Annotated in this window: 25 protein-coding genes and 1 pseudogene; 14 read left to right on the forward strand and 12 right to left on the reverse strand. The window is 73.7% G+C overall.

Annotation, left to right across the window (positions count from 1 at the left end; translation table 11 throughout):
• Positions 1-142 precede the first annotated feature (142 nt).
• The 3 genes from ACZ7MY_RS19570 (at position 143) to ACZ7MY_RS19580 (ending at position 4,644) form a co-directional block, all read left to right on the forward strand.
• Positions 143-1,618, forward strand: coding sequence for an SDR family NAD(P)-dependent oxidoreductase (locus ACZ7MY_RS19570; RefSeq protein ID WP_499603212.1), 1,476 nt, complete (start codon positions 143-145; stop codon positions 1,616-1,618).
• A gap of 92 nt (positions 1,619-1,710) precedes the next feature.
• Complete coding sequence (locus ACZ7MY_RS19575; RefSeq protein WP_499603213.1) at positions 1,711-4,053, forward strand: FHA domain-containing protein; 2,343 nt, start codon at positions 1,711-1,713, stop codon at positions 4,051-4,053.
• Between the two features lie 6 nt (positions 4,054-4,059).
• Positions 4,060-4,644 carry an SH3 domain-containing protein gene (locus ACZ7MY_RS19580; RefSeq protein ID WP_499603214.1) on the forward strand — a complete coding sequence of 195 codons (585 nt, stop codon included), beginning with the start codon at positions 4,060-4,062 and terminating at the stop codon, positions 4,642-4,644.
• 296 nt (positions 4,645-4,940) lie between these two features.
• Here the strand turns inward: ACZ7MY_RS19580 and ACZ7MY_RS19585 are convergent, their stop codons facing one another.
• Complete coding sequence (locus ACZ7MY_RS19585; RefSeq protein ID WP_499603215.1) at positions 4,941-6,251, reverse strand: streptophobe family protein; 1,311 nt, start codon at positions 6,249-6,251, stop codon at positions 4,941-4,943.
• Positions 6,252-6,340: 89 nt separating this feature from the next.
• Here ACZ7MY_RS19585 and ACZ7MY_RS19590 point away from each other — a divergent pair, with 89 nt between their 5' ends.
• Positions 6,341-7,204 (forward strand): DUF6777 domain-containing protein, encoded by an 864-nt coding sequence (locus tag ACZ7MY_RS19590; RefSeq protein WP_499603216.1) that lies wholly within the window; start codon positions 6,341-6,343, stop codon positions 7,202-7,204.
• A 79-nt stretch (positions 7,205-7,283) separates the two neighbouring features.
• A pseudogene (locus tag ACZ7MY_RS19595) lies at positions 7,284-8,056 on the forward strand (helix-turn-helix domain-containing protein).
• 18 nt (positions 8,057-8,074) lie between these two features.
• Here the strand turns inward: ACZ7MY_RS19595 and ACZ7MY_RS19600 are convergent.
• Both ACZ7MY_RS19600 and ACZ7MY_RS19605 read right to left on the reverse strand, forming a co-directional pair.
• Positions 8,075-8,530, reverse strand: a complete 456-nt coding sequence (locus ACZ7MY_RS19600) for a Crp/Fnr family transcriptional regulator (RefSeq protein WP_499603217.1) — start codon at positions 8,528-8,530, stop codon at positions 8,075-8,077.
• 48 nt (positions 8,531-8,578) lie between these two features.
• Positions 8,579-9,868 carry a phosphoribosyltransferase family protein gene (locus tag ACZ7MY_RS19605; protein WP_499603218.1) on the reverse strand — a complete coding sequence of 430 codons (1,290 nt, stop codon included), beginning with the start codon at positions 9,866-9,868 and terminating at the stop codon, positions 8,579-8,581.
• Positions 9,869-9,955: 87 nt separating this feature from the next.
• Between ACZ7MY_RS19605 and ACZ7MY_RS19610 the strand changes: the two genes are divergently transcribed.
• Positions 9,956-10,693, forward strand: a complete 738-nt coding sequence (locus ACZ7MY_RS19610; protein ID WP_499603219.1) for a DUF72 domain-containing protein — start codon at positions 9,956-9,958, stop codon at positions 10,691-10,693.
• On the forward strand, positions 10,690-10,974 hold the full coding sequence (locus ACZ7MY_RS19615; RefSeq protein ID WP_499603220.1) for an acylphosphatase: 285 nt from the start codon (positions 10,690-10,692) through the stop codon (positions 10,972-10,974). Before ACZ7MY_RS19610 ends, ACZ7MY_RS19615 begins: the two co-directional genes overlap by 4 nt.
• A 30-nt stretch (positions 10,975-11,004) precedes the next feature.
• Here ACZ7MY_RS19615 and ACZ7MY_RS19620 read toward each other — a convergent pair whose 3' ends face one another.
• The 4 genes from ACZ7MY_RS19620 to polX all read right to left on the reverse strand — a co-directional run bounded on the left by ACZ7MY_RS19620 (position 11,005) and on the right by polX (position 15,684).
• On the reverse strand, positions 11,005-12,435 hold the full coding sequence (locus tag ACZ7MY_RS19620) for a lipase maturation factor family protein (protein WP_499603221.1): 1,431 nt from the start codon (positions 12,433-12,435) through the stop codon (positions 11,005-11,007).
• Between the two features lie 149 nt (positions 12,436-12,584).
• Complete coding sequence (locus ACZ7MY_RS19625) at positions 12,585-13,367, reverse strand: VOC family protein (RefSeq protein ID WP_499515369.1); 783 nt, start codon at positions 13,365-13,367, stop codon at positions 12,585-12,587.
• Between the two features lie 117 nt (positions 13,368-13,484).
• On the reverse strand, positions 13,485-13,889 hold the full coding sequence (locus ACZ7MY_RS19630; RefSeq protein ID WP_499603222.1) for a hypothetical protein: 405 nt from the start codon (positions 13,887-13,889) through the stop codon (positions 13,485-13,487).
• Positions 13,890-13,950: 61 nt separating this feature from the next.
• On the reverse strand, positions 13,951-15,684 hold the full coding sequence (polX, locus tag ACZ7MY_RS19635) for a DNA polymerase/3'-5' exonuclease PolX (protein WP_499603223.1): 1,734 nt from the start codon (positions 15,682-15,684) through the stop codon (positions 13,951-13,953).
• Positions 15,685-15,812: 128 nt separating this feature from the next.
• Here polX and ACZ7MY_RS19640 point away from each other — a divergent pair, with 128 nt between their 5' ends.
• The 7 genes from ACZ7MY_RS19640 to ACZ7MY_RS19670 all read left to right on the forward strand — a co-directional run bounded on the left by ACZ7MY_RS19640 (position 15,813) and on the right by ACZ7MY_RS19670 (position 21,807).
• Positions 15,813-16,028: a dodecin gene (locus ACZ7MY_RS19640; RefSeq protein ID WP_499603224.1), complete on the forward strand. Its 216-nt coding sequence runs from the start codon at positions 15,813-15,815 to the stop codon at positions 16,026-16,028.
• Between the two features lie 76 nt (positions 16,029-16,104).
• Positions 16,105-16,554 carry a VOC family protein gene (locus ACZ7MY_RS19645; RefSeq protein WP_499603225.1) on the forward strand — a complete coding sequence of 150 codons (450 nt, stop codon included), beginning with the start codon at positions 16,105-16,107 and terminating at the stop codon, positions 16,552-16,554.
• 134 nt (positions 16,555-16,688) lie between these two features.
• Positions 16,689-17,390: a type 1 glutamine amidotransferase domain-containing protein gene (locus ACZ7MY_RS19650; protein ID WP_499603226.1), complete on the forward strand. Its 702-nt coding sequence runs from the start codon at positions 16,689-16,691 to the stop codon at positions 17,388-17,390.
• A gap of 388 nt (positions 17,391-17,778) precedes the next feature.
• Positions 17,779-17,937 (forward strand): CGNR zinc finger domain-containing protein, encoded by a 159-nt coding sequence (locus ACZ7MY_RS19655; protein ID WP_499603227.1) that lies wholly within the window; start codon positions 17,779-17,781, stop codon positions 17,935-17,937.
• Positions 17,938-18,021: 84 nt separating this feature from the next.
• The gene (locus ACZ7MY_RS19660; protein WP_499603228.1) at positions 18,022-18,582 is read left to right on the forward strand and encodes a (2Fe-2S)-binding protein; all 561 of its coding nucleotides are present in this window, start codon (positions 18,022-18,024) and stop codon (positions 18,580-18,582) included.
• Positions 18,583-18,586: 4 nt separating this feature from the next.
• Entirely contained in the window at positions 18,587-19,576 is a 990-nt protein-coding gene (locus ACZ7MY_RS19665) for an FAD binding domain-containing protein (RefSeq protein WP_499603229.1), read from the forward strand.
• Positions 19,573-21,807, forward strand: a complete 2,235-nt coding sequence (locus ACZ7MY_RS19670) for a xanthine dehydrogenase family protein molybdopterin-binding subunit (RefSeq protein WP_499603230.1) — start codon at positions 19,573-19,575, stop codon at positions 21,805-21,807. The genes ACZ7MY_RS19665 and ACZ7MY_RS19670 overlap by 4 nt, the downstream gene beginning before the upstream one ends.
• 22 nt (positions 21,808-21,829) lie before the next feature.
• Here the strand turns inward: ACZ7MY_RS19670 and ACZ7MY_RS19675 are convergent, their stop codons facing one another.
• From ACZ7MY_RS19675 to ACZ7MY_RS19695, 5 genes are read right to left on the reverse strand one after another with little or no spacing between them, the layout of a single operon-like run.
• Positions 21,830-22,480, reverse strand: coding sequence for a DedA family protein (locus ACZ7MY_RS19675; RefSeq protein ID WP_499603231.1), 651 nt, complete (start codon positions 22,478-22,480; stop codon positions 21,830-21,832).
• Between the two features lie 4 nt (positions 22,481-22,484).
• Positions 22,485-23,684: an ABC transporter ATP-binding protein gene (locus tag ACZ7MY_RS19680; RefSeq protein ID WP_499603232.1), complete on the reverse strand. Its 1,200-nt coding sequence runs from the start codon at positions 23,682-23,684 to the stop codon at positions 22,485-22,487.
• A gap of 10 nt (positions 23,685-23,694) precedes the next feature.
• The gene (locus tag ACZ7MY_RS19685; RefSeq protein WP_499603233.1) at positions 23,695-24,534 is read right to left on the reverse strand and encodes a carbohydrate ABC transporter permease; all 840 of its coding nucleotides are present in this window, start codon (positions 24,532-24,534) and stop codon (positions 23,695-23,697) included.
• Complete coding sequence (locus ACZ7MY_RS19690; RefSeq protein ID WP_499603234.1) at positions 24,531-25,415, reverse strand: carbohydrate ABC transporter permease; 885 nt, start codon at positions 25,413-25,415, stop codon at positions 24,531-24,533. The genes ACZ7MY_RS19685 and ACZ7MY_RS19690 overlap by 4 nt, the downstream gene beginning before the upstream one ends.
• Entirely contained in the window at positions 25,412-26,683 is a 1,272-nt protein-coding gene (locus ACZ7MY_RS19695) for an ABC transporter substrate-binding protein (protein WP_499603235.1), read from the reverse strand. The genes ACZ7MY_RS19690 and ACZ7MY_RS19695 overlap by 4 nt, the downstream gene beginning before the upstream one ends.
• Between the last annotated feature and the right edge of the window lie 116 nt (positions 26,684-26,799).

Raw genomic sequence — 26,799 nt, forward strand, 5'->3', positions numbered from 1 at the left:
CCCCCGCGACCGCTCCGGGCCGCCGCCCGCGGCCACCGGACGGGGCACGGGCGAAAGCCGCCGTTTTGGCCGGGGCCCGCGGCCTCCGTAGAGTTCCGCAGGACACCAGTGGGAACACACGATCCAGGGAACGACGGCGGGCATGACGGCGACCGAGAACGAGCAGAGCACGGCCACGGCCCGGGACGGCGTCCCCGGCATCGACCCGGTACGCCTGGAACTGTGCCTCAGCGTGCTGAGGGAACTCGACGAGCTGCCGCTGGACCACCCCGACGCGATCACCGTGCGCAGGGCGACGGCCGGCATCTACCGGACGGTGAAGCAGCGGCGCCGCCAGGAGCGGCGTTCCGCCAAGACGGCCCACGACAAGGCCGTCACCGAGGCCACGGCCACCGGTTCCGCGGAACGCATCGACGACGAGACCCAGGGGCTGCTGCCGTCCTCCTCGACCATCGGTGAGATCGCCGGCATCCTGCAGCGGCCGCGCTCCTGCTACGTGTGCAAGGGCCGCTACGTCGAGGTCGACGCCTTCTACCACCAGCTGTGCCAGGACTGCGCGGCCTCCAACCGCGCCCGGCGCGACGCGCGGGCCGACCTGAGCGGCCGGCGCGCCCTGCTCACCGGCGGCCGGGCCAAGATCGGCATGTACATCGCGCTGCGGCTGCTGCGCGACGGTGCCCACACCACCGTCACCACGCGCTTCCCCGCGGACGCGATCCGGCGCTTCAAGGCGATGCCGGACAGCGACGAGTGGATCCACCGCCTCAAGATCGTCGGGGTCGACCTCCGCGACCCGGCCCAGGTGGTGGCGCTCGCCGACTCGGTGGCCGCCGAGGGCCCGCTGGACATCCTGATCAACAACGCGGCGCAGACCGTACGCCGCTCCCCCGCCGCGTACGCGGAGCTGGTGGCCGCCGAGTCCGCCCCGCTCCCGGCCGGTGCCCTGCCCGCCTCGGAGGTCTTCGGCGCCTTCGGCAGCGGCGCCCAGCCCGCGCTGCCCGCCCCGCGCGCGGAGCTGGCCGCCCGGGCCCGGGAGGTCACGGACCTGGCCCTGGTGAGCGGTTCTGCCTCGCTCGCCCGGATCGAGGCCGGCACCGCGATCGACGCCGGCGGGCTGATCCCCGACCTGGACGCGGAGAACAGCTGGAGCCGCGCCGTGGGCGAGGTCGACCCGGTCGAGATGCTCGAAGTGCAGCTGTGCAACGAGACCGCGCCCTTCATCCTGGTCAGCAGGCTGCGCCCGGCGATGGCCGCCGCCGCGGCCCGCCGCAAGTACGTGGTGAACGTCTCCGCGATGGAGGGCAAGTTCACCCGCGGCTACAAGGGCGCGGGCCATCCGCACACCAACATGGCCAAGGCCGCGCTCAACATGCTGACCCGCACCAGCGCCCGGGAGATGCTGGAGACCGACGGCATCCTGATGACCAGCGTCGACACCGGCTGGATCACCGACGAGCGCCCGCACCCGGACAAGGTCCGCATGGCGGAGGAGGGCTTCCACGCCCCGCTGGACCTGATCGACGGCGCCGCCCGGGTGTACGACCCGATCGTCCGCGGCGAGCAGGGCGAGGACCTGTTCGGGGTGTTCCTCAAGGACTACGCGCCGACCGAATGGTGAGGGCCCCGGCACCGTCCCCCAGGGCCATGTGACGGCCCGTTGCGGGACAGGGGGGACAGGCGGGGCGGCCGGTCCGCGGCTACGATCGAAGCGTGGCCGAGCGAGGTTCCGCGCCCACCGCGCCCAAGCTCGTGCTCGAGACCGACGGGGACACCCGGATCCTGGTCCCGGGTCGGGACTACCACGTCGGTCGCGACCCCGACGGCGACGTCGTCCTCGACGACCCCCGGGTGTCGTGGCACCACGCGGTGATCAGCCCCGCGGGCGACAGCTGGATGCTGCACGACATGGACAGCACCAACGGCACCTTCGTCAACGGCCGGCCGGTGCGGCAGTGGGGGGTCGGCCCGGGCAGCGTCATCCGCTTCGGCCACGCCGAGCAGGGGCCGTGCGCCCGGCTGAGCAGCGCCGAGGCCCCCACCGGCGTCTACCGGGCGCCGCCCGCGGCCTCCCCCGCGGCGACCGGCACCTTCCGTCACCCGACCTCGGTGCGGTCGCTGCCGCACCGCACGATCCACATCGGGCGGGCCTCCGACAATGACCTGGTCGTCTCGGACCTGCTGGTCTCCCGGCACCACGCCGAGCTGCGGTCGCTGCCGGACGGCGGCTACGAGATCGTTGACCTGCACAGCCACAACGGCACCTACCTGGACGGCCAGCGCGTCGACCGGGCGACGGTGCACCAGGGCGACATCATCGACGTCGGCCACGCGGTGTTCCGGCTCATCGGCGACGAGCTCCAGGAGTTCACCGACACCGGCGAGGTCTCGCTCAACGTCCGCGACCTGTCGGTGCGGGTGGACGACGGCGGCAAGGTGCTGCTGGACGACATCAGCTTCCCCGTCGGCGAGAAGTGCCTGCTGGCGGTGGTCGGGCCGAGCGGCTCGGGCAAGTCGACGCTGCTGAACGCGCTGACCGGGCTGCGCCCCGCCGACCAGGGCACGGTGCTCTACGACGGCCGGGACCTCTACCGGGAGTACGCGGACCTGCGCCAGCGCATCGGGCTCGTCCCGCAGGACGACATCCTGCACCAGCAGCTGCCGGTGGGCCGCGCCCTCTCCTACGCCGCGGAACTCCGCTTCCCCGGCGACACCGCCAAGGAGGAGCGGCAGGCCAGGGTGGACGAGGTGATCGCCGAACTGGGCCTGGAGGCGCGGGTGCGGCAGCCGGTGCACACGCTCTCCGGCGGCCAGCGCAAGCGGGTGAGCGTCGCCCTGGAGCTGCTGACCAAGCCCTCGCTGCTCTTCCTGGACGAGCCGACCTCGGGCCTGGACCCGGGGATGGACCGTTCGGTGATGACGATGCTGCGCGAACTCGCCGACGACGGCCGCACGGTCATCGTGGTGACGCACAGCGTGCTCAGCCTGGAGGTCTGCGACCGCCTGCTGGTGATGGCCCCCGGCGGGCGCATGGCCTACTACGGGCCGCCCTCCAAGACGCTGCCCTTCTTCGGCTTCCGGCAGTGGCCCGAGGCCTTCGAGGCGTTCGAGCACGAGGAGAACCGCGACTGGGCCGGCCAGTACGAGGCGTCCCCGCTCTACGACGAGTACATCGCGCCGGCGCTGGAGCCCGCCGGTCCCGGGACCCCCGCGGAGCTCGAACCCCTCGAGCCGCCCAAGCCCCAGGGCTGGGGCGGCCAGTTGTGGACGCTGGTGCGCCGCTACACGGCGTCGCTGGCCGCCGACCGCACCTTCCTGGCGATCATGGTGGCGCTGCCCTTCGTCATGGGCGGGATGGCACGAGCCCTCGCCGGCGGTTCGCTGGGCCGGAACAACGCGCTCAACGTGCTGCTGATCCTGTGCGTCGGCTCGGTGCTCACCGGGGCCGCCAACGCGGTCCGCGAGCTGGTCAAGGAACGCGTGATCTACCAGCGGGAGCGGGCCGTGGGCCTGTCCCGCTCGGCATACCTCGCGTCCAAGGTCGTGGTCCTGGGGCTGGTCACCGTCGCCCAGGCGGTGGTCCTGACGATGGTCGCCCTCGTCGGTGTCCGCCTGAGACCCCAGGGCGGGAGCGGGGTCCTGATGCCGCCGCTGCTGGAGATCACGATCGCGGTGGCGCTGCTGGCGTTCACCTCGATGATGCTCGGGCTGCTGATCTCCGCCCTGGTGCGCAAGGAGGAGGTGACCATGCCGCTGCTGGTGCTGCTCGCCATCGTGCAGGTCGTCTTCTGCGGTGCACTGCTCCCTCTGCACGGGGTCCCGGGCCTGGAGGAGGTGGCCTGGCTGGTGCCGTCGCGCTGGGCGCTGGGGGCGATGGCCGCGACGCTGGACCTGCATGCCATCACGCCCAGCACCGTGACGTCGGACCCGCTGTTCCGGTCCGTCCCCTCGATGTGGCTCCTGGACATGGGCATGCTCGTGGTGCTGTCGGCGGCCTTCGGGTTCGTCGTCACCAGGCTGCTGCGGCGCCAGGAGCCGGCCGTCATGCGGAGGTAGGCCCCGATGCACGAGCCGGAGTTCGTCCCGACCCACGTCGCCCCGGCCGCGGGCCTCCCCACCTGGCGGGCGCCGGACGACTCCAGCCCCTCCGCCGGGCTGGACCCGCTGCTGCCGGTGCGGGTGACCGAGCACCGGGGCGACTGGGCGCGGATCGTGTGCTCCAACGGCTGGTCCGCGTGGGTGGACGGGCGGCTGCTGATCACGGTCCCGCAGGGCCCCCCGGTGGCCGGTGGCTCCCCGGCCCGCACGGCGGACGCCCGGCCCCTGCTGGGACGGCTGGTGGACGCGCTCGGCTCGTACCGCGCCATGGTGCAGGACCTCGCGGCGGGCCGGATGGACCTGGAGTCCTTCGACCGCGGCACGAGCGGCATCCGGATCGGCGCCGTCGTCGACGGCGACGCGGTGTGGCTCTTCGACGCCGAGCACGACCGCTGGTGCTACTGCGACGGCTCCCGCATGGCCACGTACGCCTCCGCCACACCTCCGACGGCGGCCCCGGACGCCCCCGCCCCACCGGCGGAGCCGCCCCCGGGCAACGCCTCGTCCCCGACCGAGACCCGCCCCGTCACGTGGCCGGGCGAACCGTGACGCCTACGCGGGGCGGTCCGGGCACGGGCGCCGGCGGGGCCGGCACATCTCACCGGGCGGGACCGGCAGGGTCCCGAGATGGCCGGCCGTACCGCTCACGAAGGGAGCCGGCCGCGAGGCCCACCGATCCGGTCCGTACAGAACGCGCGGACCCGCGCCGGGACCTCGCCCGCGATCACCGTCGTGGTTCCGGGCGAAGCACGGCCGCCGGCCCGCTGATCCCACCCGCAGGACGCCGTCGGATCGCCACCCCGCCGAACCGGCCCCGGCAACCGCGCCCGGAGTGCGCCGCCGCCTCACCGGGCCGGGACGCCCCCGCGGGCGGGGCGGGCGGGGGGCAGCAGGCGGGCGGCCATGCTGCCGAGGAGGCCGGCCGCGAAGCCCCACAGCGCGGCGATGCCGATCGCGGGGAGCAGGTTCGGGAGCAGCACGATCGAACCGCCCAGGCCGCCGGTGTCGGAGGGGTCGCCGATGCCGAACAGTGACAGTCCGTAGTGGGCGTCGATCCGGGTGAGCACGCCGATCAGCAGCATGGCCACCGCGGACGCCAGCGCCAGGTGGACGGCGTTGCGCACGTGCCCGGTGCCGGGTGGGGCGCGCCGGGCCGTGGCCCAGCCGGCGCCCAGCATGGCGACGGCGGCGGCGACCACCAGCCACCACGCGCGGCCGTCGTACTCGGACAGGGCCCCGAGGTCGAGCGTGACGTCCCCGTCCCCACCGCTCAGCACGGAGGCCAGCGCCTCCGGCACGGGCACGCCGAGTGCCCCCTGCACGTCGCCGTGCCACGAGGCGCCCATGCCGAGGCCGAAGGCGAGCCAGGCGACGTTCGGCAGGCCGAGGAAGACGACGGCGAAGCCGTCGGCGGGCTCCGCGCGGGTGAAGGCGGTGACCACCGCGATCACGGCGCCGGCGACCACGTAGGCGAGCAGGACGCCCACCATGGCGCGGGCGGCCGGCCGGACGACGGTGTGCGCGGGCACCAGCCGGGAGGGCAGCGGCGCCCTCCGCGACACGGCGAACGCCAGGACGAGGACGACGGCCAGCCACAGCAGCCCGGCGACGACCGTGACCGGGACGTCGGCGCGGAAACCGACGGTGGGCGTGACGCCGAGCAGGTCGCTCAGGTCGCCCAGGAAGTCCTCGCCGGTGGAGATGGTGAACGTGTGGTGCGCGCCGAGGGCGATCAGCAGCGTGACGAGGGCCCACAGCACGCCCGTCCGGACGAAGAGCCACAGCATCCGGTGCCCGGGGACCACCGCGTGCCGCCGCAGCGGCCGTACGACCACGTAGGCGGTGACCAGGGCCCCGGCGAGGGCGACGGACAGCGGGAAGACGGTGACCGCGGCGTCCGACCGGGCGATGGTGCCGGCGCCGCCCTCGAGGCCGACGCGCCCCCCGACGGCCATGACCACGGTGGCCGCGATGACGGGCAGGAACGCGCCCTGCGGCAGTTCGGAGGCCCCGGCGAGCCACAGGCCCAGGGCCGCCACGACCACCATGACGGCGTACCCGGCAACGACGGCCGCGAGCGCGTGGAGCCAGCCGTGGGTGAACCCCGAGGTGAGGGGTGGCGCGGTGGGCGGGGCGGAGGGCGGGTGCCGGGTCACGGTGTCAGGCTAAGCAGCCCGGCGGCCGCCCGCCCGTCCGGAATGCCCCGGCTTGCGGCCCGGTCGGAGGAGGGACGGAGAATGCGGGAGTGACCTCACCCCCGCCCGGGGAGCCGCCCGGCGCCCCCACGCCCGGCCCCCGTCAGGAGCAGCCCGCGCACGCGCGCCGCAAGTGGTGGACGTCGAGCGCCGGGCTGTCGGCACTCGCGGCGCTGGGCGCGGCGGTGCTCGTCCTGGCGGTCTTCCTGGCCACCCGGGGCGACGACGACGGCGCCCCGGGGGCGGGCCCGACGCCCACCGGGCCGCGGATCGTGCTGCAGCCCGCGCGGGAGGCGGGGCCCGACGCCTTCACCGCGGGCACGGCCGAGGAGTCGCCGCCCGGTGACGCCCCGGAGCCCACCCTGACCCCCGAGCCGTCCGCCGCATACGGGGCGCCCAGCGTCTCCGGCGGTACGCGCGCCCTGTACGGCGGCACCAAGGGCGCGTCCGCGTGCGACGTCGCGCGGCAGACCAGGTACCTGACCGAGGACCCCGCCAAGGCGGACGCCTTCGCCGGGGTGGCGGGCGTCGGCGCGGACGGCATCGGGCGGTACCTGGAGTCGCTGACCCCCGCGCTGCTGCGGGCCGACACCCGGGTCACCGCCCACGGTTTCGCGGACGGCTCCGCGACCTCCTTCGCCGCCGTGCTGGAGACCGGGACGGCGGTGCTGGTCGACGACCGCGGCCTGCCCCGGGTGCGCTGCGCGGGCGGCAATCCGCTGTCGGCCCCGAAGGCGGTCAAGGGCGCCGCCCGGACCGGGCAGTCGTGGCCCGGCTACCGGTCGTCGGAGGTGGTCGCGGTGCGCGCCGCGCCACGGGCCCACCGATCGTTCGTCCTCTACGACGCGGGCCGCGACGAGCTTTTCCGCCGCCTTGTGGGCACCAGGGGCGGTGACGACACCTGGGTGCGGTGAGCCGGGCCGTCGCGGCCGGGACCAGGGGCCGGGAACGGGGCTTGAGCCTCCAGCCGCTGGAAGGTCCAGACTCGGCCGCATGAGCGACGACCAGAAGCTGCTCACCATCGGGCGGCTCTCACGCCGTACCGGAATGCCGGTGCGCACCATCCGCTACTGGTCCGACATCGGCGCGCTGCCGCCGACCGGGCGCAGCGGCGGCGGCTACCGGCTGTACGACGCCGCCTCCGTCGCAGGGCTGGAGTTGATCCGCACACTGCGGGAACTGGGCCTGGGCCTGGAGGACGTACGCCGGGTCCTGGAACGGGAGACCACGGTCGCGGCCGTCGCCGCCGTCCATGTGGAGGCGCTGGACGCGCAGATCAGAACGCTGCGGCTGCGCCGCGCGGTGCTCGGCACCGTGGCGAAGCGGCAGTCGGACACCGAGGAGATGACCCTGTTGAGCCCGAGCAGGTGGACGCCTGGGTGGAACTCGCCGAACTCGTCCGCGACCCGGACTTCCGCCGCCACATGCGCACCGTCGTCGAGAACAACGCGGCGCAGCACCCGGCGCCGGGCGCGTCCGTGTGGTTCGCGCGCAAGGTCGTCGGCCTCGTGGGGCCGGCCCGGGAGAGCGGCGTGGCACCCGGCGCGCCGAATGCCGAGCCCGTGCTGACCGCGCTCCTGGGCGCGGACGCCGACCGGGCCGCGGTGCCGGCCCGGCTGGAGGCGGGCCTGGACGACCGTGCGGAGCGCTACCGGCAGTTGCTGGCGGTGCTCGCCGGTGAGCCGCCGCGTCCCACGCACGTGGCCGAATTCCGCTGGCTGGCCGAGGCCCTCAGGGCGCATCCCCGGAGGCCGGACGCGCCTTAGGGAAGGTCCAGGGTCGCCCTAGGAGTGCTCTTGCAGGCGCGGGCCGTACATGTCGAGCATCCTGGCCCGGGCGGAGCCCAGCCGCTGGGCGATGGTCTGGGCGGCGGCCAGCACGATGGCCTGGCCCAGCACCGGGCTCTCCCGGCACAGGTCGCGGATCTCGGCCCCGCTGAACTCGTACGCGCCCACGGAGCCCAGCGCGTGGGCGCCGACCTGCCAGCGGTAGGGAGGGAACAGCCAGGACCAGCCGACGAGTTCACCGGGGCCGAGGGTCTCCACGGAGACCGAGCCGCGGCCGGGCACGTCCATGTCGATGGAGACGGCACCCGACTCGACCACCCAGAACCGGTCGGCGAATCTGCCCTCGTCGCAGATGCGCCAGCTCTGCGGGAAGCTGACCCTCCTGGCGTGTTCGAGGAAGGCCCGCCGGTGGGCCGGCGGGAGTGAGTCCAGCATGGTCACCGTGCTGCTCATCGGCGCATCCTCCTGCTCCCTTCCACGCCCCCTGACCTCAGGGTACGGTCACGGACCCGGGGTCGCAGGCAGGTGACCGGCCAACCAGTCGCGGGCCAGGTGCGCCACCTCGTCGAGCGCTCCCGGCTCCTCGAACAGGTGGGTCGCGCCGGGCACCACGTGGAGCAGGTTGGGGCAGCCCAGCGCCTCCTGGGCACGCTGGTTCAGCTCCAGGACGGTGGTGTCCCGGCCGCCGACGACGAGCAGGGTGGGCGCCCTGACCTCGCCGAGCCGGGGCATGGCCAGGTCCGGGCGGCCGCCGCGGGACACCACGGAGGAGACGTACGGGGCGGCCCGGGGGTCGGCCGCCGCCCACAGCGCGGCGGCGGCGCCCGTGCTGGCCCCGAAGTAGGCGAGCGGCAGGTTCTCCCCGCGGGCCCACTCGGTGACGTCGGCCAGGCGGCCGGCGAGCAGTCCGATGTCGAAGACGTTGGCGCGGTCCGCCTCCTCGGCGGAGGTGAGGAGGTCGAACAGCAGGGTGCCGAGGCCGGCCTGGTGGAGGACGGCGGCCACGGCGCGGTTGCGCGGGCTGTGCCGGCTGCTGCCCGTGCCGTGGGCGAAGATCACCAGGGCCCGCGCGTCGGCGGGCCTGGTGAGCGTCCCCGCGAGCCGCGTCCCGGAGGCGTCGCCGACGGCGAGGTCCACCTCGGTGGTCCGCGGTCCCCGGGCGGCGGCCTGCTTGAGCAGCCCGGACACCTCGTCGTCGCCGGTCTGGGAGAAGTCGTGGTACCACTCCCCCACCGCGAAGAAGGCGTTCGGCGCCGACAGGCACACGACGTCGTCGGCGGCCCGCCGCAGCGCCGGCAGCGACTGCGGCGAGGACACGGGCACGGCGAGCACGATCCGGGCCGCGCCCTGGGCGCGGGCCACCTCGCAGGCGGCGAGGGCGGTGGCGCCGGTGGCGACGCCGTCGTCGACGAGGAGCACCGTGCGGCCGGCCAGCGGCGTACGCGGGCGCCCCTCGCGGAAGCGGTGCGCCTGCCGGGCCAGCTCGGCCTCCTCGTGGTGCTCGACGGTGTCGATGTCGGCGCGGGAGACGTGGCTCATGCGGACGATGTCGTCGCTGAGCACCTTGGCGCCGCCCTCGCCGATGGCGCCGAAGCCCAGCTCCCGGTGGTACGGCACGCCGAGTTTGCGGACGACGATCACGTCCAGGGGGGCGTGCAGGGCCTGCGCCACCTCATAGGCGACGACCACACCACCTCGTGGCAGGCCGAGCACGACGGGGTTGTCGAAGTCCAGATGCCGCAGCCGCTCGGCGAGCTGCCGTCCGGCATCCGCGCGGTCTGTGAAGTGCATGGTTAAACCCCCGCGAGCGGGAGATGCGGGACTCCTTACGACCTACCCTGAATGGGGAGCAGCAAGCAACCGGCCAGGGACCGCGCGATGTCCGTGCTCGTGGGAACGTCGGGATGGCAGTACCGGGACTGGCGCGGCGTGCTGTACCCGCCCCAGGTGCCGCAGCGGCTGTGGCTGGAGGAGTACGCGCGCCGTTTCGGCACGGTCGAGAGCAACAACGCCTTCTACCGTCTGCCGTCGAGGGAGACCTTCGCCGGCTGGCGCGAGCACACGCCCGAGGGCTTCGTGATGGCGGTCAAGGCCAGCCGCTACCTGACCCACATGAAGCGGCTGCGCGATCCGGAGGAGCCGGTGCGGCGACTGCTGACACACGCGGAGGGGCTCGGGGACCGGCTGGGCCCGGTGCTGCTGCAGCTGCCGCCGAACCTGCGGGCCGACGCCCGGGTCCTGGAGACGTGCCTGCGCTGCTTCCCCGCGGACGTGCGGGTGGCCGTGGAACCGCGGCACGCCTCCTGGTGGACCCCCGAGATCCGCGCGCTCCTCAGGCGCCGCGGGGCGGCGCTGTGCTGGGCCGACCGGCGGGCGCGCCCCGTGACACCGTTGTGGCGCACCGCGGACTGGGGCTACGTACGCTTCCATGAGGGCATCGCCCGGCCGTGGCCCCGCTACGGGTCCCGGGCGCTGACCACCTGGGCGCACCGCATCGCGGACACCTGGCCGGAGGGCTCCGACGTGTTTGTGTACTTCAACAACGACCCCGGCGGGGCGGCCGTCCTGGACGCCGACGCCTTCCGTGACGCGGTCGGCCGGGTGCGGTCGTCGTGATCCGGCGCCGGGTCGTGGTGTCGGGTGACGTCCAGGGGGTGTACTTCCGGGACACCTGCCGCATGACCGCGGCCGGCACCGGTGTCGCCGGGTGGGTCCGCAACCGGCCGGACGGCACCGTCGAGGCGGTCTTCGAGGGGCCGTCCGGGGCGGTGGACGAGATGGTGGCGTGGTCGCACGAGGGCTCCCCGCTGTCCGTGGTGGACCGTGTGGAGGTCGTCGAGGAGGAGCCCGAGGGGCTCACCGGCTTCGAGGTCCGCCCGACCCCGTGGCGCGACTGAGCACGCGACGAGGGCGTACGGCCGGCGCCGTCAGCCGAGGTGCCGCAGGCCCTCGCGGTCGACCGGCGGCAGGTACTCGCGCACGAGGCTCCGCTCCCACCAGGCCCCGGTGGCACGCAGGGTGCGCCGGTCGGTGAAGCGGTAGTGGTAGAGGCGGGCGCGGACGTACGTCGGTGGGGCGTCCGGGAAGGGGTTGCTGCGCAGCAGCCGGAGCGTGCGGGGGTCGTTCTCCAGGAGCTTGCCGACGAACGGGAGGAACCAGCTCCACGCGTACGCCGAGGAGATCCCGGCGAACCACATCATCCAGTCCAGCCGCAGGTGGTACGGGGCGAACTGGCGGGGCAGCCGGTGGCGGTCGGTGGGCTTGCCCTTGAAGCCGTACTCCTTCCACACGGCGCCGGGCCCGGGCTCGGCAGCGTCGGTGCCCTCGACGACGACCTCCAGGCGCATCCGGTTGATGCTGCCGAAGGCGCCGTAGGAGTTGACCAGGTGCAGCCGGTTGAAGGAGACGTTCATCATCTGGCCGCGGGAGAGCAGGTTGCGGGCGGGCCAGTAGCTGAGGACGGCGACCAGGGCGGTCGCGGCGATCACCACCGCCGCGTACCAGGCGGGCGGCGGGACGGACGCCGCGGGCGGTGGCGCGACGACCAGGGAGCCGTCGAGGGCGGCGACCGCGAGGACGATCGTCAGCCAGTTCAGCCAGGCGAAGTTGCCGGAGAGCACCAGCCACAGCTGGGTGACGATGACGACGCAGGCGGCGACGCTCGCCACCGGCTGCGGGGTGAACAGGGCGACGGGGACCACCAGCTGGGCGAAGTGGTTGGCGGCGGTCTCGGCCCGGTGCGCCCCGCGTGGCAGGTGGTGGAAGTACCAGCTGAGGGGGCCGGGCATGGGTTGCGTCTCGTGGTGGTAGTACAGGCAGGTCAGGTCGCGCCAGCAGGCGTCGCCGCGCATCTTGATCAGCCCGGCGCCGAACTCGACGCGGAAGAGCAGCCAGCGCATCAGCCACAGGATCAGCACGGGCGGCCCGGTGTCGTCGTTGCCGAGGAACACCGCCAGGAAGCCCGCCTCCAGCAGCAGGGACTCCCAGCCGAAGGCGTACCAGGTCTGGCCGACGTTGACGATCGACAGGTAGAGCAGCCACAGCGCCGCCCAGACCAGCATGGCGGCCCACAGCGGCACGAGGTCGGTGACGCCCGCCACGACGGCGGCGGACAGCGCGACGCCGCCCCAGGCGACGGCGGCGAAGAGGCGGTCGGAGTAGCGCAGGTGGAACAGGCTGGGCGCGTGGCGGAACGGCACGCGCCGCAGGAAGTCCGGGACGGGCAGCAGCCCGTGCGCGCCCATAAGGGCGCGGAACTGGTTGGCGGCGGCGAGGAAGCCGACCAAGTAGAGCACGCCCAGCCCGCGCTGGACGACGACGCGGCTCAGCCAGTAGTCGGGTGCCGTGAACCACTCCATGGCCGCTTCTCTAGTGCCCCGCCGGGGTGTCCGCGACCCGGCGGGACGATGGCGGGGCGAGGTTCATCCGATGGGACGCGGCGGGCACGCGCCACGCGTGCGCCACGCGACGCGTGGTGCGCTGCTCGTGGTGCGCTGCTCGTGGTGCGCTACTCGTGGTCGGCGACGAGGGAGAGCAGCCCGCCCTCCGGGTCGCGGATGCCCGCGACCCTGCCGTAAGCGCTGTCCAGGGGTTCGCCGGTGACCTCGCCGCCCAGGTCCTTGGCGCGCCGGACGGCCTCGTCGACGTCGGCGACGGTGAAGAAGACGTGCCACCGCGGCCGGACCTTCGGGTCGGCCGCGGCCTCGACGCCCCCGCCGCGGATGCCCGCGACGCTGTGCCCGTCGACGTACAGCACGACGCGGTCGTTCTCCCACTCCACGACGTAGCGGGGGCCGCGCCGGTCCCAGTGGAAGACCTCGCCGTAGAACAGGGCCGCGGCGAAGGCGTCCCGGGTGCGCAGCTCGATCCACGAGGGGGCGCCGTGCATCCGCAGCTTGCGGGCGGGGCCGTGCTCGCCCTCCCAGATGCCGAAGGAGGCGCCCATGGAGTCGGCGACCAGGGCCAGCCGCCCCGCGTCGAAGTCGAGCGGGCCGACGGCCACCGTGCCGCCGCGGTCGCGGATGTCGGAGGCCGTGGCGTCGGCGCTCTCCACCCCGAAGTACGTGGTCCAGGACACCGAGGTCTCCCAGTCCCGGGCGATGGCCCCGATGCCGGCGACCTCCGTGCCGTTCACCAGCGCGCGTTCGTACGGGCCCCAGCGTGAGGGCCCGGGTTCGAACTCCCAGCCGAGCAGTGGTCCGTAGAACGCCTTCGCCACGTCCAGGTCGCGTGCCATCAGGCTGACCCAGCACGGGGCGCCCGCCACACAGCAGATCTTCGCGGTGGACACGTACCGGCCTCCTTGTCCTGCCCCGTTCCCAGAATGGCGGCAGCGGGTCCTGGAGGCATCTTCGGCGGTCCGTCGTACGTACCGGTGGGCGGGCGCCACGTGCTGCGGCCCGGTGGGTCAGTGACCGAACAGGTGCATGCCCCGGCGGCGGGCGGAGGGGGTGGGGGTCTGGGCGGCCGCCGTCTCGTCGTCGGTCCTGGCGGTGCCGGCGGCGGGGGCCGCGGTGCCGGCGGTGGTGGTGTCGGGCGCCTTCTCGGCCGCGCGGGCCCGGCGGCGCAGCCGGCGCAGCTCCGCGCGGCGGCTGCGTTCGCGTCCGGCGCCGGCCAGGGCGACGACCGAGGCCAGGCAGAAGACCAGGGCGAGCGCGAGACCGGCGAGGAACGCGCCGAGGGTGTTGACGGTGGCGATGTCGGAGCCGAACAGCGTCACGGTGTACTCGGGGCCTCCCCCGAGGTTCTCCGCGATCAGCAGTCCGGTGAAGGCGGCGGTCGCGCCCATGAGCACGAATCCCAGCAGCAGCATCGTGTCCTCCTCGATGTCGGGCGTGGTACGGGCCCTCGTCCCGCGCCTACCCCGGGTACGGTCACGGATGCGTACGGCCGCGCTTGTGCAGGAAGCGCCGCAGCCGGGTGAGCGGCCAGGCGTTGACGACGTCGTCCGCGGTGAGCCAGCCCCGCTGGGCGGTGCCGACGCCGTAGCGCATGAAGTCCAGGTGGACGGTGGAGTGTGCGTCGCTGTCGACGGCGAACCGGACGCCGTGCCGGCGGGCCCGCAGGATCAGCTCGTCGCCGAGGTCGAGCCGGTCGGGCTGGGCGTTGACCTCGAGCGCGGTGCCGGTGCGGGCGCAGGCGGCGAAGACCTCGTCGAGGTCGGCGTCGACGCCCGGGCGCCTGCCGAGCAGCCGGGTGGTGGGGTGGCCGATGATGTTGACGTACGGGTTCTCCGCGGCGCGCACCAGGCGCCGGGTGAGGGTGTCGCGGTCCTGGTTGAAGTGGGAGTGGATCGAGGCGACGCACAGGTCGAACCCGGCCAGGAACCCGTCCGGCCAGTCCAGACCCCCGTCGGGCCCGATGTTGAGTTCGGTGCCGTGCAGGACGCGCATGCCCCGGTGCGCGCGGTCCAGGCGGCGGACCTGCTCCCGCTGGGCGAGGACCTTCGCCTCGGTCATGCGCTGCATGTACAGGTCGGGCGCGTGGTCGGTGACCGCGTAGTAGGCGTAGCCGCGGGCGGCCGCCGCGGCCACCATCTCCTCCAGGCCGGCGAGGCCGTCCGTGAGGTCGGTGTGGGTGTGCAGGTCGCCGCGGACGTCGCCGGGGGCCAGCGGCTCGGGGAGCTCCCCCGCGAGGCCGGCCTGGATCTCGCCCCGGTCCTCGCGGAGGGTGGGCGGTATCCAGGGCAGTCCGAGCCGGGCGTAGACCTCCTCCTCGGTCCGGGAGACGACCAGCTCGCCGGTCGCGGCGTCGAAGAGCCCGTACTCGGAGAGCTTGAGGCCGTGGTGGACGGCCATCTCACGGGTGCGGATGTTGTGGGCCTTGGAGCCGGTGAAGTACTGCAGCGCCGCGCCCCAGGCGTCGGGCGGCACCACACGCAGGTCGACCTGGAGGCCCTTGGTGGTGCGGATCGAGGTCTTCTTCGCGCCGCGCACGACGACCTCGGCGGTGGCGGGCATCCGGGTGAACGCGTCCATGAACCGCGCGGAGCGCTCGGCGGAGAGGAGGACGTCGACGTCCCCGACCGTCTCCCGCATGCGGCGCAGCGAGCCGGCGTACGTGCAGCGCTCGCAGCCGGGGAGCGCGGCGAGCTCGGCGACGACCTCCTCTGCGACCTGCGTGGCGACGTCCAGCGGGACCCGGCCGCCCGAGGACTGCAGCAGGGCGATGCCGTGCAGGATGTTCTCCTCGGTGCGGGCGCCGAATCCGGGCAGGTCGCGCAGGCGTTCGGCGTGGATGGCATCGGCGAGTTCCTGCACCGAGGCGATGTGCAGCTCCTCGTAGAGCATCATGGCCCGCTTGGGGCCGAGGGTCGGGATCGCGGTCATCTCCCGCACGCCCGCGGGGATGCGGGCGCGCAATTCCTCTACGGCGGGGACGGTGCCGGTGCGCAGGTACTCGGTGACCTTCTGGGCGACGGACTTCCCCACGTTGGGGATCTTCCGCAGCTCCTTGTCGCCGAGCCGGGCGACGTCCTCGTGGTGGCCGCCGATGGCGCGGGCGGCCTTCTCGTAGGCGCGCGCCTTGAAAGCGTCGCCGCCGGTGATCTGGATGAGGTCGGCGTACTCGCGGAGCAGGGCTTCGACCTCGTCGTTGGCCCTGGCCATGTACGGCCCCTTCCCGGGGCGCGCCGCGGCCTAACGCCCCCGGCCGTGCTTCCCCTCGCGGCCCGACGGGCGATGGGGCACCGTGGAGGGGCGGCGGAACCGCCGGTCCCACCGATCAGGGAGGCCCCATGACCGACCACACGTACCGGGTGACCGAGATCGTCGGCTCGTCCGGCGAGAGCCTGGACGCCGCCATCCGCAACGGGCTCAGCCGCGCCTCGGAGACCCTGCGCAACCTCGACTGGTTCGAGGTGACGCAGATCCGCGGCCACCTGGAGGACGGACAGGTCGGGCACTACCAGGTCGGGCTGAAGGTCGGTTTCAGGATCGAGGAGAACGGCTGAGCGACTGTCGTACCCGTCGGGCAGCATGGGCCCCACCGGTGCGGGCACCGGGCGGGCCACTTCGACGGAGGCACACATGGTCGCGTTCCAGCTCACGATCGACTGCGCGGATCCGGAGGCGCAGGCGCGCTTCTGGGCGGGCGCGTTGCGCTACCGCCTCGAGGACGCGCCGGGCGGCTTCGCCACCTGGCGTGCGTACTGGCTCTCCGTCGGTGTGCCCGAGGAGGAGCTCGGCGAGGGCGACTGCTGCGACTCCATCGTGGACCCGGAGGGCGGCGGCCCCCGGATCTGGTTCCAGCACGTGCCCGAGGGCAAGGTGGTCAAGAACCGGCTCCACCTCGACGTCAAGGTGGGCGGCGAGCGGGCCGAGGTGCCCCTGGAGACCCGCAGGGAACGGGTCGAGGCCGAGGTCGGCCGGCTGGTCGCGGCGGGCGCCGAACGGCTGCGCGTGCTCGCCCAACCGGGCGTGGACCACTACGGCGTGGTGATGCGCGACCCGGAGGGCAACGAGTTCTGCGTGGCGTAGCGGCCGGTCCGCGGTCCGCCGCACATCGCCTTGCCTGCCCCAAATGGCCCACTTACGCTCGGAATGACGGGGTGGCACCGTGGCGCCGACCGCCGCGACCAGCACCGGATCCCGCCGGGAAGAGGGGCAGTGGCATGCCTGCGACCAAGAAGATCCTGGTCATCGTGACGAACGTCGACGAGTACGAGAAGGTCGGCATGCGGACCGGGTTGTGGCTCGGGGAACTCACGCACTTCTGGGACGTGGTGGAGCAGGACGGCTACACCATGGACATCGCCAGCCCGGCCGGCGGCAAGGTCCCCCTCGACCCGGAGAGCCTCTCCCACGAGGTGCTGGAGGAGCTCGGCACCGGCGGGCACTACGCCGACCGCGCGTACATGGACCTCCTCGAGGACACGTTGCCGATCGCGCGGGTGGACCTCGAGGACTACGACGCGATCTACCTCACCGGCGGCCACGGCGTGATGTTCGACTTCCCGCAGAGCCGGGAACTGGAGGAGCTGACGGCCCGGTTCTACGAGTCGGGCCGGATCGTCTCCTCGGTCTGCCACGGCGCGACGGGGCTGCTCAACGTGACGCTGAGCGGCGGTGAACCGCTGGTCCGCGGCAGGCGGGTGACCGGTTTCTCCTGGCCCGAGGAGGAACTCGCGCACCGGGCCGGGGCGGTGCCGTACAGCCTCCAGGACGAGTTGCGCAAGCGCGGCGCCGACTACTCCACGGCCAGGCGGCCGTTCGACACCTACGTCGTCGAGGACGGCCGGCTGATCACCGGCCAGAACCCGGGCAGCGCCCGCGCGGTGGCGGAGGCGGTCGTCCGGCAACTGGCGAACGCCTAGCGTCGTCGACCCGGGCCGCTGTTCGTCACAGCGGTTCCCCCGGGCGACGCCAAGTGCGGTGTGTCGCAGGGCGGGAAGTCGTCCTCGGGGGCACCTCCGGTCGGCGGTCGGGGAGGGACGTGGAACGCGGCCCGGGTTCCCGACCCGCTGCGTTGCTCCCGCGGCCACTCGGCGGGAGGCCGCGCGTGGGGGCGCAGCCGCGATGAGGGTCGTGCGCCGCCCCGGGTGCGTCCGGCGCAGCCGCCGGCGTTCCTCCCGTCGGCGGCGACATCCCCGGCCCCGGGGCGGTCGCGGACGAGGTGCTGCGGGGGCTGCCCGTGCTCGTCTCGGTCGGCGGGGACGGTCCCGTCCTGTCCCCCGGGCCGGGGCGCCGGCCCGGAGCGCGCTGGTGACCACCGGCGACGCCGCGCGCCTCAAGCGCTGCGCCGGGCACAGCTGCGGCTGGGTCTTCTGGGACGTCTCCAAGAACCGCAGCCGGCGCTGGTGCTCGATGCGCGTGTGCGGCAACCGCAACAGGGCACGGGCGTACGCCGCACGGCAGCGGTAGCCGCGCCCGCCGCGGCATGATCCCGGTTGCGGGTCGTTGACGGGCGAAACAGCATGAAAGGGAGACCGATCTGGAGGTGGACCGGTGTCCTCACATGTTTCGGCGAACACCGCGGCCGAGTCCGGCGTGCTGCCGGAGCGCGGCCCCGGCCCCGGCCCGGTCACCCTGCACGTCAACGGGGAGCGACGGGCGGTGGACATCGAGCCCCGGGTGAGCCTGCTCGACGCGCTCCGTGAGCACCTCCGTCTGACCGGCGCCAAGAAGGGCTGCGACCAGGGCACCTGCGGGGCCTGCACGGTGCTGGTGGACGGGCGCCGCGTGCTGGGCTGCCTGACGCTCGCCGTCACGTGCGAGGGCCACGAGGTCACCACCGTCGAGGGCCTGGCCCGGGAGGGCCGGCTCGACCCGATGCAGGAGGCGTTCATCGCGCACGACGCCTTCCAGTGCGGCTACTGCACCCCGGGCCAGATCATGTCGGCGGTGGCCCTGCTGCGGGAGGGGCACGCCGCGGACGACGCGGAGATCAAGGAGTGGATGAGCGGCAACATCTGCCGCTGTGCCGCGTACCCCAACATCCGTGCGGCGATCCGCGCGGTCCGCGACGCGGACCCCGGTGCCGCCCCCGGAACCGGCAGCGGAGCGTGAGATCGTGCGGCCCATCACCTACACCCGCGCCACGGGCACGGCGGACGCGATCGCCGCCGTCACCGCGGACCCGCAGAGCCACTTCCTGGCCGGCGGCACCACGGAGGTCGACCTGCTGCGGCAGAACGTGCTCGCGCCGCGCCGGCTCGTCGACATCAACGACCTCCCCCTGACCGGAGTGGAGGGCATGCCCGACGGCTCGCTGCGGATCGGCGCGCTGGCCCGGATGAGCCAGGTCGCCGAAGCGGCCGTCGTACGGGAGCGCTTCCCGCTCGTCGCGCAGGCCCTGGAACTCGGGGCCTCGGCCCAGCTGCGCAACATGGCCTCCATGGGCGGCAACATGATGCAGCGGGTGCGGTGCGGCTACTTCCGCGACGCCTCGTCGCCCTGCAACAAGCGCGTGCCGGGCAGCGGTTGCTCGGCGATCGAGGGGACGAGCCGCGGGCACGCCGTCCTCGGCACGAGCGCGCACTGCATCGCCACCCACCCCTCGGACGTCGCCGTGGCGCTCGCGGCGCTGGACGCGCGGATCAGGACCCAGGGGCCGGGCGGTGAACGCTCCTACTCCTTCGACGAGTTCTTCCTGCTGCCCGGTGACGCCCCGGACCGGGAGCACCCGCTGGAGCACGGCGAGCTGATCACCGTGATCGAGGTGCCCTCGGTGCCGATCGCCCGCCACTCCACCTACCTGAAGGTCCGCGACCGCGAGTCGTACGAGTTCGCGCTGGTCTCGGTGGCGGCCGCGCTGGCGCTGGCGGACGGGCTGGTGCTGGACGTCCGCCTCGCGCTCGGCGGGGTGGGCACCCGGCCCTGGCGGGCGGAGCGCGCCGAGGAGTTCCTGCTCGGGGCGCCGGCGATCCCGCAGAACTTCCGCGAGGCGGCCCGGGTCGAGATGGCGGCGGCACGCCCCACGCAGATGAACGCCTTCAAGGTCGAACTCGCCTGCCGGACCGTGGTCCGCGCGCTCGAGACCCTCACCGGGAGCCCGTCGTGACCCCGGCCGTCGGACAGCCCATGGACCGGGTGGACGGACGCCCCAAGGTCACCGGCTCGGCCCGGTACTCGGCGGAGATCCCGCTGCCCGGCATGGCGTACGCCGCGCTCGTAGGGGCCCACATCGCCGGCGGGCGGATCACCTCGATCGACACCGGCGAGGCCGAGGCCGCCGAGGGGGTCCTCGCGGTCCTCACCCACGAGAACACCCCGCCCATCGCGGCGCAGCCGCCGCTGATCCCCTCCCTGGCGGGGACGGCGGCCCCCGGCCAGACCTTCTTCCCGCTGCAGGACGACGTCGTCCACTACGCGGGCCAGCACATCGCCGTCGTCGTCGCCGACACCCACGAGCGGGCCCAGCACGCGGCGAGCCTGCTGCACGTGCGGTACGCGGAGGAGCCCCCGGTCACCACCCTCGACCAGGGCCGCGACCTGGCCCACGTCCCCGAGACGATCTTCGGCGGCTTCATGCCGGGGCGCATGGCCCGGGGCGACCTGCGGCAGGGGCTCGACGAGGCCGACGTACGGCTGGACCTCACCTTCACGTACGCCGCGAACAACCACAACCCCATCGAGCCGCCGGCGACCACCGCCTCCTGGGAGGGCGACCGGCTCACCCTCTGGGACGCCACGCAGGGCATCACCTCCACCCAGCAGACGGTCGCCGCGCTGCTCGGCCTGCCGGTCTCCCGTGTGCGCGTCATCGGGCACTACACGGGCGGCAGTTTCGGCGGCAAGGCGATGATCTGGCACCATCCGGCGCTCGCCGCGATCGCGGCCCGGCTGGTGGGCCGCCCGGTGAAGCTGGCGCTGACCCGCGAGCAGATGTTCACCTCGATGGGGCACCGCGAGGAGCAGGAGCAGACGATCACGCTCGGCGCGACCGGGGACGGGCGGCTCACCGCGCTGCGCCACCAAAAGCTCTCCCCCACCTCGCACTTCGACGAGTGGGCCGAACCCTCCCTCGGCGTCGCCTCGCAGATCTACGGATGCCCCCACTACGAGGGCGAGTACCGGGTGTTCCCCGCGAACACCATGACGCCGACCTTCATGCGCGCCCCCGGCGAGGCCTCGGGCATGTTCGCCATGGAGTGCGCGATGGACGAGCTGGCCGAGCGCCTCGGGATCGACCCGCTGGAACTGCGGCTGCGCAACATCACGCCGACCGACCCCTCGACGGGTGACCCGTGGTCGAGCTGGGGGCTGGAGGAGTGCTACCGCCGCGGCGCGGAGCGCTTCGGCTGGGCCGGCCGTGACCCGCGGCCGCGCTCCCGTCGCGAGGGGCACTGGCTGATCGGTACGGGCATGGCCAGCGCCGGCTACCCCGTCGCCCAGCCCGTCACGCCGCAGCGGGCCCGCGCCCGCCTGTACGCCGACGGCACGGCGCTGGTGCAGGCGGCCACCCCCGACTTCGGAACCGGCGTGGCCACGGCCATGACGCAGGTCGCCGCCGACGCCCTCGGCCTGCCTGCCGAGCGGTGCCGCTTCGAGAACGGTGACACGGCCTTCCCGCAGATCGCCGCCGCCGTCGGCTCTTCCGGCGCCGGCATGATCAGCGCGGCCGTCCACACGGCGGCCACGGCCCTGCGCGACGCGCTCGTGGCCCGGGCGGTCGCCGACGCCGAGTCGCCGCTGCGCGGGGCGGCCCCCGGGGCCGTGGAACTCCGGGACGGGCGCATGGTCCTCCGGGACGACCCGGACACCGGCGAGACCTACGTCGAGATGATGCACCGTCAGTTCCTGCCCGACATCGAGGCACTGGGCTCCTGGACCCCCGACGCCGGCGCGAACGGCCACGCCCTGATGACCTTCGGCGCCCAGTTCGCCGAGGTCGCCGTCGACGCCGACCTCGGCCTCGTCCGGGTCCGCCGCATGGTCGGCGCCTTCGCGCCCGGGCGGGTCCTCAACCCCAAGACCGCCCGCAGCCAGCTGATGGGCGGCATGATCTGGGGCCTGGGCCAGGCCCTCCTCGAGGCCAACCACATGGAGCCCCGCACCGGCCGCTGGGCGGCCTCCAGCCTCGGCGACTACCTGGTGGCCGTCAACGCGGACGTACCGGACGTCGACGTCGAACTCGTCGAGGTCGAGGACACCGTCGTCAACCCCCTCGGCGTCAAGGGCGTCGGCGAGATCGGCCAGGTCGGCGCCGGCGCCGCCATCGCCAACGCCGTCCACCACGCCATGGGCCGCCGCGTCCGCAAGATGCCGATCACCATCGAGGACCTGCTCTAGGCACCGCCCCCTCGGGGCCGTCTCAGGGGCCCGGAGCGCGGCGGCGGAGACGGCGGCGGTGGAGGTGGCGGGCGGTCAGGGCGGCGGCGAGGAGGGCCGCGGCGATCAGGGCGTAGAGCTGGAAGCGGGTGAACCAGGCGTAGAGGGAGCCGAGGCGGGTGCCGGCGGCGTAGGCGAGGGCCGACCATGCGCCGACCCAGAGCACCGCCCCGAGGGTGTTGCAGAGCAGGAAGCGCCACCAGGGCATGCCCGCGGTGCCGGCGATGATGCCGTTGGTCTGGCGCAGGACGTCGACGAAGCGGGCGAGCAGGACGACGAGGTCGCCGCGGCGGGCGAAGAACTCCTCGCCGCGCAGGAAGCGTTCGGGGGTGAGCAGGACGTAGCGGCCCCAGCGGTGGACGAAGGCGCGACCGCCGCTGCGGCCGATGAGGTAGCCCAGGCAGTCGCCCGCGACGGCCGCGGCGACGGCGACCGCGACGACGCCGGCGATGTCCATGCGCCCGGTGCCCGCGTAGGCGGCCGCGACGACCAGGACGGTCTGGCCGGGCACGGGGATGCCGCCGTTGTCGAGGAGCACGAGGACGCCGACCGCCAGGTAGCCCCAGTCGTCGAGGAGGGGGGCCAGGTGCGCGAGGGGTCCGGGGAGGGGCGGCGGGACGTCGGCCGGGGCCACGGGCTCAGCCCGCGGCCGGGTCACGCGGGCCGCCGGCGAGCGTGAGGTTGTCTCCGGTGACCGGGTCGAAGAGCTGGGCCTGAGCGGTGTCCAGCCACAGTGACAGCCGCTCGCCCTCGCGGGCCCGGGTCCTGGGGGACACCCGGGCGACGATCTCGGGGCCGCCGGCTCCGGTGTCCGCGAGGCCGGAGTCGGCGGCGAGTTCGGCCAGTTGCCCGGCGGCCGCCGCGCCGCCCTCCTGGGCGAGGTGGACGTAGACGTCGGAGCCGAGGGACTCCCGGACGTCGACGGTGACGGTGAGGACGGCGCCGCCGCGGTCCGGGCCGACGAGCGCGGCGTCCTCGAAGTGCTCGGGCCGGAAGCCCGCGACGACCTCGCGCGGTGCGTCACGGCGTGCCAGGGCGGCGCGCAGGCGGTCGTCGAGCGGCAGGTCGCCGAGCGGGGTGCGCAGCCGGTCCTCCTCCACCGCGGCGGGCAGGAAGTTCATCGCGGGCGAGCCGATGAACCCCGCGACGAAGAGGTTGCGCGGCCGGTCGTACAGCTCCTGCGGCGAACCGGTCTGCTGGACGACGCCGCCGCGCATCACGACCACGCGGTCGCCGAGGGTCATGGCCTCGGTCTGGTCGTGCGTGACGTACACCGTGGTGGTGCCGAGGCGCCGCTGCAGCCGGGCGATCTGGGTGCGCATCTGGACCCGCAGCTTGGCGTCGAGGTTGGACAGCGGCTCGTCCATCAGGAAGGCCTTGGGTTCGCGGACGATCGCGCGGCCCATCGCGACGCGCTGGCGCTGCCCGCCGGAGAGGTTGGCCGGCTTGCGGTCGAGGTGGCCGGTGAGGTCAAGGACACGGGCCGCCTCCTCGACCTTCTCGCTGATGACGGCCTTGTCCACGCCGGCCAGCCGCAGGGCGAAGCCCATGTTCTGGCGGACGGTCATGTGGGGGTAGAGGGCGTAGCTCTGGAAGACCATGGCGATGTCGCGGTCCTTGGGGGCCTTGTCGTTGACGACCCGGCCGCCGATGCGGAGGGTGCCCTCGGTGATGTCCTCCAGCCCGGCGATCATGTTGAGGGTGGTGGACTTCCCGCAGCCGGACGGCCCCACGAGGATCACGAACTCGCCGTCCGCGATGGCGAGGCTGACGTCGCGGACGGCGACGGCGCCGTCGGGGTAGCGCTTGGTGACGCCTTCGAGGGTGATCTCGGCCATGTGCGGTCCCTCAGCCCTTCACTGCGCCGGAGGTCAGTCCGGCCACGATGCGCCGCTGGAACAGCAGCACGAAGACGACGATCGGGACGGTGATCACCACGGCGGCCGCGGCGATCGAGCCGGTGGGCTGCTGGAACTGCGAGCTGCCGGTGAAGAAGGCGATCGCCGCCGGGACGGTGCGCGCGGCGGTGGTGGAGGTCAGCGAGATCGCGAAGAGGAAGTCGTTCCAGCAGAAGATGAAGACCAGGATCGCCGTGGTGAACACCCCGGGCGCCGCGAGCGGTGCGATGACCAGCCGGAACGCCTGGGCGGGGGTCGCCCCGTCGACCTTGGCCGCCTTCTCCAGGTCCCAGGGGATCTCACGGAAGAACGCCGACAGCGTGTAGATCGCCAGCGGCAGCGAGAAGGTCATGTACGGGATGATCAGCCCGGCCCAGGTGTCGAACAGCCCGAGGAAGCGCTCGATGTTGAACAGCGGCGACACCAGGGAGATCGGCGGGAACATCGCGATCAGCAGCGAGGTGCCGATGAGCAGTCCCTTGCCGGGGAAGCGCAGCCGGGCCACCGCGTAGGCGGCCATCGTGCCCAGCGTGACGGCGACGACGGTGGAGATCAGCGCGATCCCGATGGAGTTGACCAGGGCGCGGGTGAACTCGGAGGTCGCGAAGATGCCGCGGTAGTTCTCCAGCGTCCAGGTGCGCGGGACGAAGCTGCCGTCGGAGAGCGTGGCGGGGTCCTTGAAGGACAGGGCGACGATCCACCACACCGGGAAGAGCGCGTAGAGCACCACGACGGTGTTGACGACGCTCCAGCGGGCGATCCGCCGCCGCTGCGCCGGGCTCGTGCTCATCGTCCGGTGTCCTCCGATCCGGGGGCGGCCGTGCCGAACAGCCTGATGAAGGCGAAGGCGATGACCGCGACGCACAGGAAGATCAGCACCGAGATGGCCGAGCCGATGCCGAGGTTCAGCGCGGTGAAGAGGTTGTCGTAGCCGAGGATCGACACGGAGCCGGTGCCGTTGGAGCCCTGGGTGAGCACGTAGATGTTGTCGAAGATCCGGAACGCGTCCAGGGTGCGGAACAGCAGCGCCACCAGGATGGCGGGTTTCATCAGCGGCAGCGTGACGAGCCGGAAGCGCTGCCACCGGGTGGCGCCGTCGACCATGGCGGCGCGCAACGTCTCCTCCGGCACCAGGGCCAGTCCGGCGAGCAGCAGCAGCGCCATGAAGGGGGTGGTCTTCCAGACCTCGGCCAGGACGATGAGGCCGATGGCCTTCCACTGGTCGGTCAGCGGGGCCGCGCCCGAAGCGTCGACGAGGTAGCCGATGCCGGGGGTCCAGGCGTACTGCCAGGAGAAGGCGGCGACGACGGTCACGATGCCGTACGGCAGCAGGACCGCGGTACGCACCCCCGAACGGCCGATCACCGCCCGGTGCATGACGACGGCCAGCCCCATGCCGAGGGCCAGTTCCACCGTGACGGAGACCGCGGTGATCAGGCAGGTCACCCAGAACGCCTGCCACCAGAACCCGGAGCTCAGGACGGCGGCGTAGTTGTCCAGGCCGACGAAGCGGGCCAGCTGGGGGAAGCGCAGGTCGTAGCGGTGCAGGGAGAGGTAGACGGCGTAGAGCACGGGGTAGGCGGTCACGACGAGCATGACGAGCACGGCGGGGGCGCAGAGCAGCAGGCCCAGCCGCCGCTCCTGCCGGGCGCCCTCCGAGAGGCGCGTCACGGGACCAGCCCCTTGGACTGCAGGGCGTCCTCGATCTGCCCCTGCAGGTCCCGGACGGACTCGGCCGGCCGGATCGCGGCGGGCGGTGACAGGGTGTGGGACACCGCGATGGACACGTTCTGGTAGGCGGGGGTCTGCGGGCGCAGGGCGGCGTTCTCCAGCTCGGCGAGGATGTCCTGGGCGAAGGGGTAGCTCCGCCGGACCTGGGGATCGTCGTAGAGGGAGCGCAGGGTCGGCGGCAGGCCGCCGCGCAGCGCGGCGTTCCGCTGGTTGTCCCGGTCGCGCAGGCACAGCGCCGCCTCGAAGGCGAGCTCGGGCCGGCGGCTGTGGGCGCCGACGGCGAGGTCGATGCCGCCGATGGTGACCCGGGCGGGACGGCCGGCGTCGACCCGCGGGTAGCGGGCCCACCGGAAGTGCCGGAACAGCTGCGGGTTGTCGGCCTTCATCGCGGGATACACGAAGGGGTAGTTCAGCTCGAAGGCGGCGGTTCCCGCCTCCATGGCCAGCCGGTTCTGGTCCTCCATCTGGTTGGGCAGCGAGGGGTCGGCGGCGGGCGAGACCGCGAGGTCGCGCATGATGCCCGCGGCCCGTACGGCGGGCGGCCCGAGCGAGGGGGCGCTCGCGTCCGCGTCGAGGATCGAGCCGCCGGCGCTGGAGACGAGCGTGTTGAACCAGACCGTGAGCCCCTCGTACTGGGCGCCCTGGACCTCGATCCGGTGCGGTTTCCCGGCCTTCGCCAGGTCACGGGCCGTGTCGAGCATCGCGGCCCACGTCGTGGGCGGCTCCGGCACGAGGTCCGCGCGGTACCAGAGCAGCTGGACGTTGGTGTTGTACGGGACGGCGTAGAGGCGGTCCTTCCACGTGGCCGTGCGCAGCGGGGCGTCGAGGGTGTCCCGGACGGCCTCGGCGCGCCGGGTGCCCGTCCACGGGCGGATCCAGCCGGCCTCGGCGAATTCCGGGGCCCAGGTGACGTCCAGGCCGAGGATGTCGAGCGCGGGGTCGTGTGCGGCCAGCCGGCGTACGAGCTGCTGCCGCTGGCCGTCGGCCGTCCGGGGGAGTTTGTTGTAGCGGATGACGTAGCGTCCGCCGGAGGCACGGCCGCACCGGTCGGCGGCCTCCTGCAGCGCCCCGGAGTCGTCGGGGAAGTTGTACCAGTCGAGCGTCGCCCGCCCGGGGGCCGGCGACGACGCGCCGCCGCACGCGACCGCGGCGGCCGCGAGGACCAGCACCGCGACAAGGGCCCGGGAGCGCCGCACCGCGCACGCCATAGGCACCTCGCTCCCCTGCTCGGACACACTCCGGCCCCGGACCATGAAGCCCCCGCGCCGGCCCCCGACGGTGCCTCAGGGGCGTGTCGGGGCCGGGTATTCACGCGGTCGGCGCA

Source organism: Streptomyces sp. NPDC111520 (assembly GCF_055635295.1).

Excerpts from the sequence above, each read along its gene's own strand:
- ACZ7MY_RS19570 (WP_499603212.1), top strand. The coding sequence starts at position 143 with ATGACGGCGACCGAGAACGAGCAGAGCACGGCCACGGCCCGGGACGGC.
- ACZ7MY_RS19580 (WP_499603214.1), top strand. The coding sequence starts at position 4,060 with ATGCACGAGCCGGAGTTCGTCCCGACCCACGTCGCCCCGGCCGCGGGC.
- ACZ7MY_RS19600 (WP_499603217.1), bottom strand. The coding sequence starts at position 8,530 with ATGAGCAGCACGGTGACCATGCTGGACTCACTCCCGCCGGCCCACCGG.
- ACZ7MY_RS19605 (WP_499603218.1), bottom strand. The coding sequence starts at position 9,868 with ATGCACTTCACAGACCGCGCGGATGCCGGACGGCAGCTCGCCGAGCGG.
- ACZ7MY_RS19610 (WP_499603219.1), top strand. The coding sequence starts at position 9,956 with ATGTCCGTGCTCGTGGGAACGTCGGGATGGCAGTACCGGGACTGGCGC.
- ACZ7MY_RS19620 (WP_499603221.1), bottom strand. The coding sequence starts at position 12,435 with ATGGAGTGGTTCACGGCACCCGACTACTGGCTGAGCCGCGTCGTCGTC.
- ACZ7MY_RS19630 (WP_499603222.1), bottom strand. The coding sequence starts at position 13,889 with ATGCTGCTGCTGGGATTCGTGCTCATGGGCGCGACCGCCGCCTTCACC.
- polX (WP_499603223.1), bottom strand. The coding sequence starts at position 15,684 with ATGGCCAGGGCCAACGACGAGGTCGAAGCCCTGCTCCGCGAGTACGCC.
- ACZ7MY_RS19640 (WP_499603224.1), top strand. The coding sequence starts at position 15,813 with ATGACCGACCACACGTACCGGGTGACCGAGATCGTCGGCTCGTCCGGC.
- ACZ7MY_RS19645 (WP_499603225.1), top strand. The coding sequence starts at position 16,105 with ATGGTCGCGTTCCAGCTCACGATCGACTGCGCGGATCCGGAGGCGCAG.
- ACZ7MY_RS19650 (WP_499603226.1), top strand. The coding sequence starts at position 16,689 with ATGCCTGCGACCAAGAAGATCCTGGTCATCGTGACGAACGTCGACGAG.
- ACZ7MY_RS19680 (WP_499603232.1), bottom strand. The coding sequence starts at position 23,684 with ATGGCCGAGATCACCCTCGAAGGCGTCACCAAGCGCTACCCCGACGGC.
- ACZ7MY_RS19685 (WP_499603233.1), bottom strand. The coding sequence starts at position 24,534 with ATGAGCACGAGCCCGGCGCAGCGGCGGCGGATCGCCCGCTGGAGCGTC.
- ACZ7MY_RS19695 (WP_499603235.1), bottom strand. The coding sequence starts at position 26,683 with ATGGCGTGCGCGGTGCGGCGCTCCCGGGCCCTTGTCGCGGTGCTGGTC.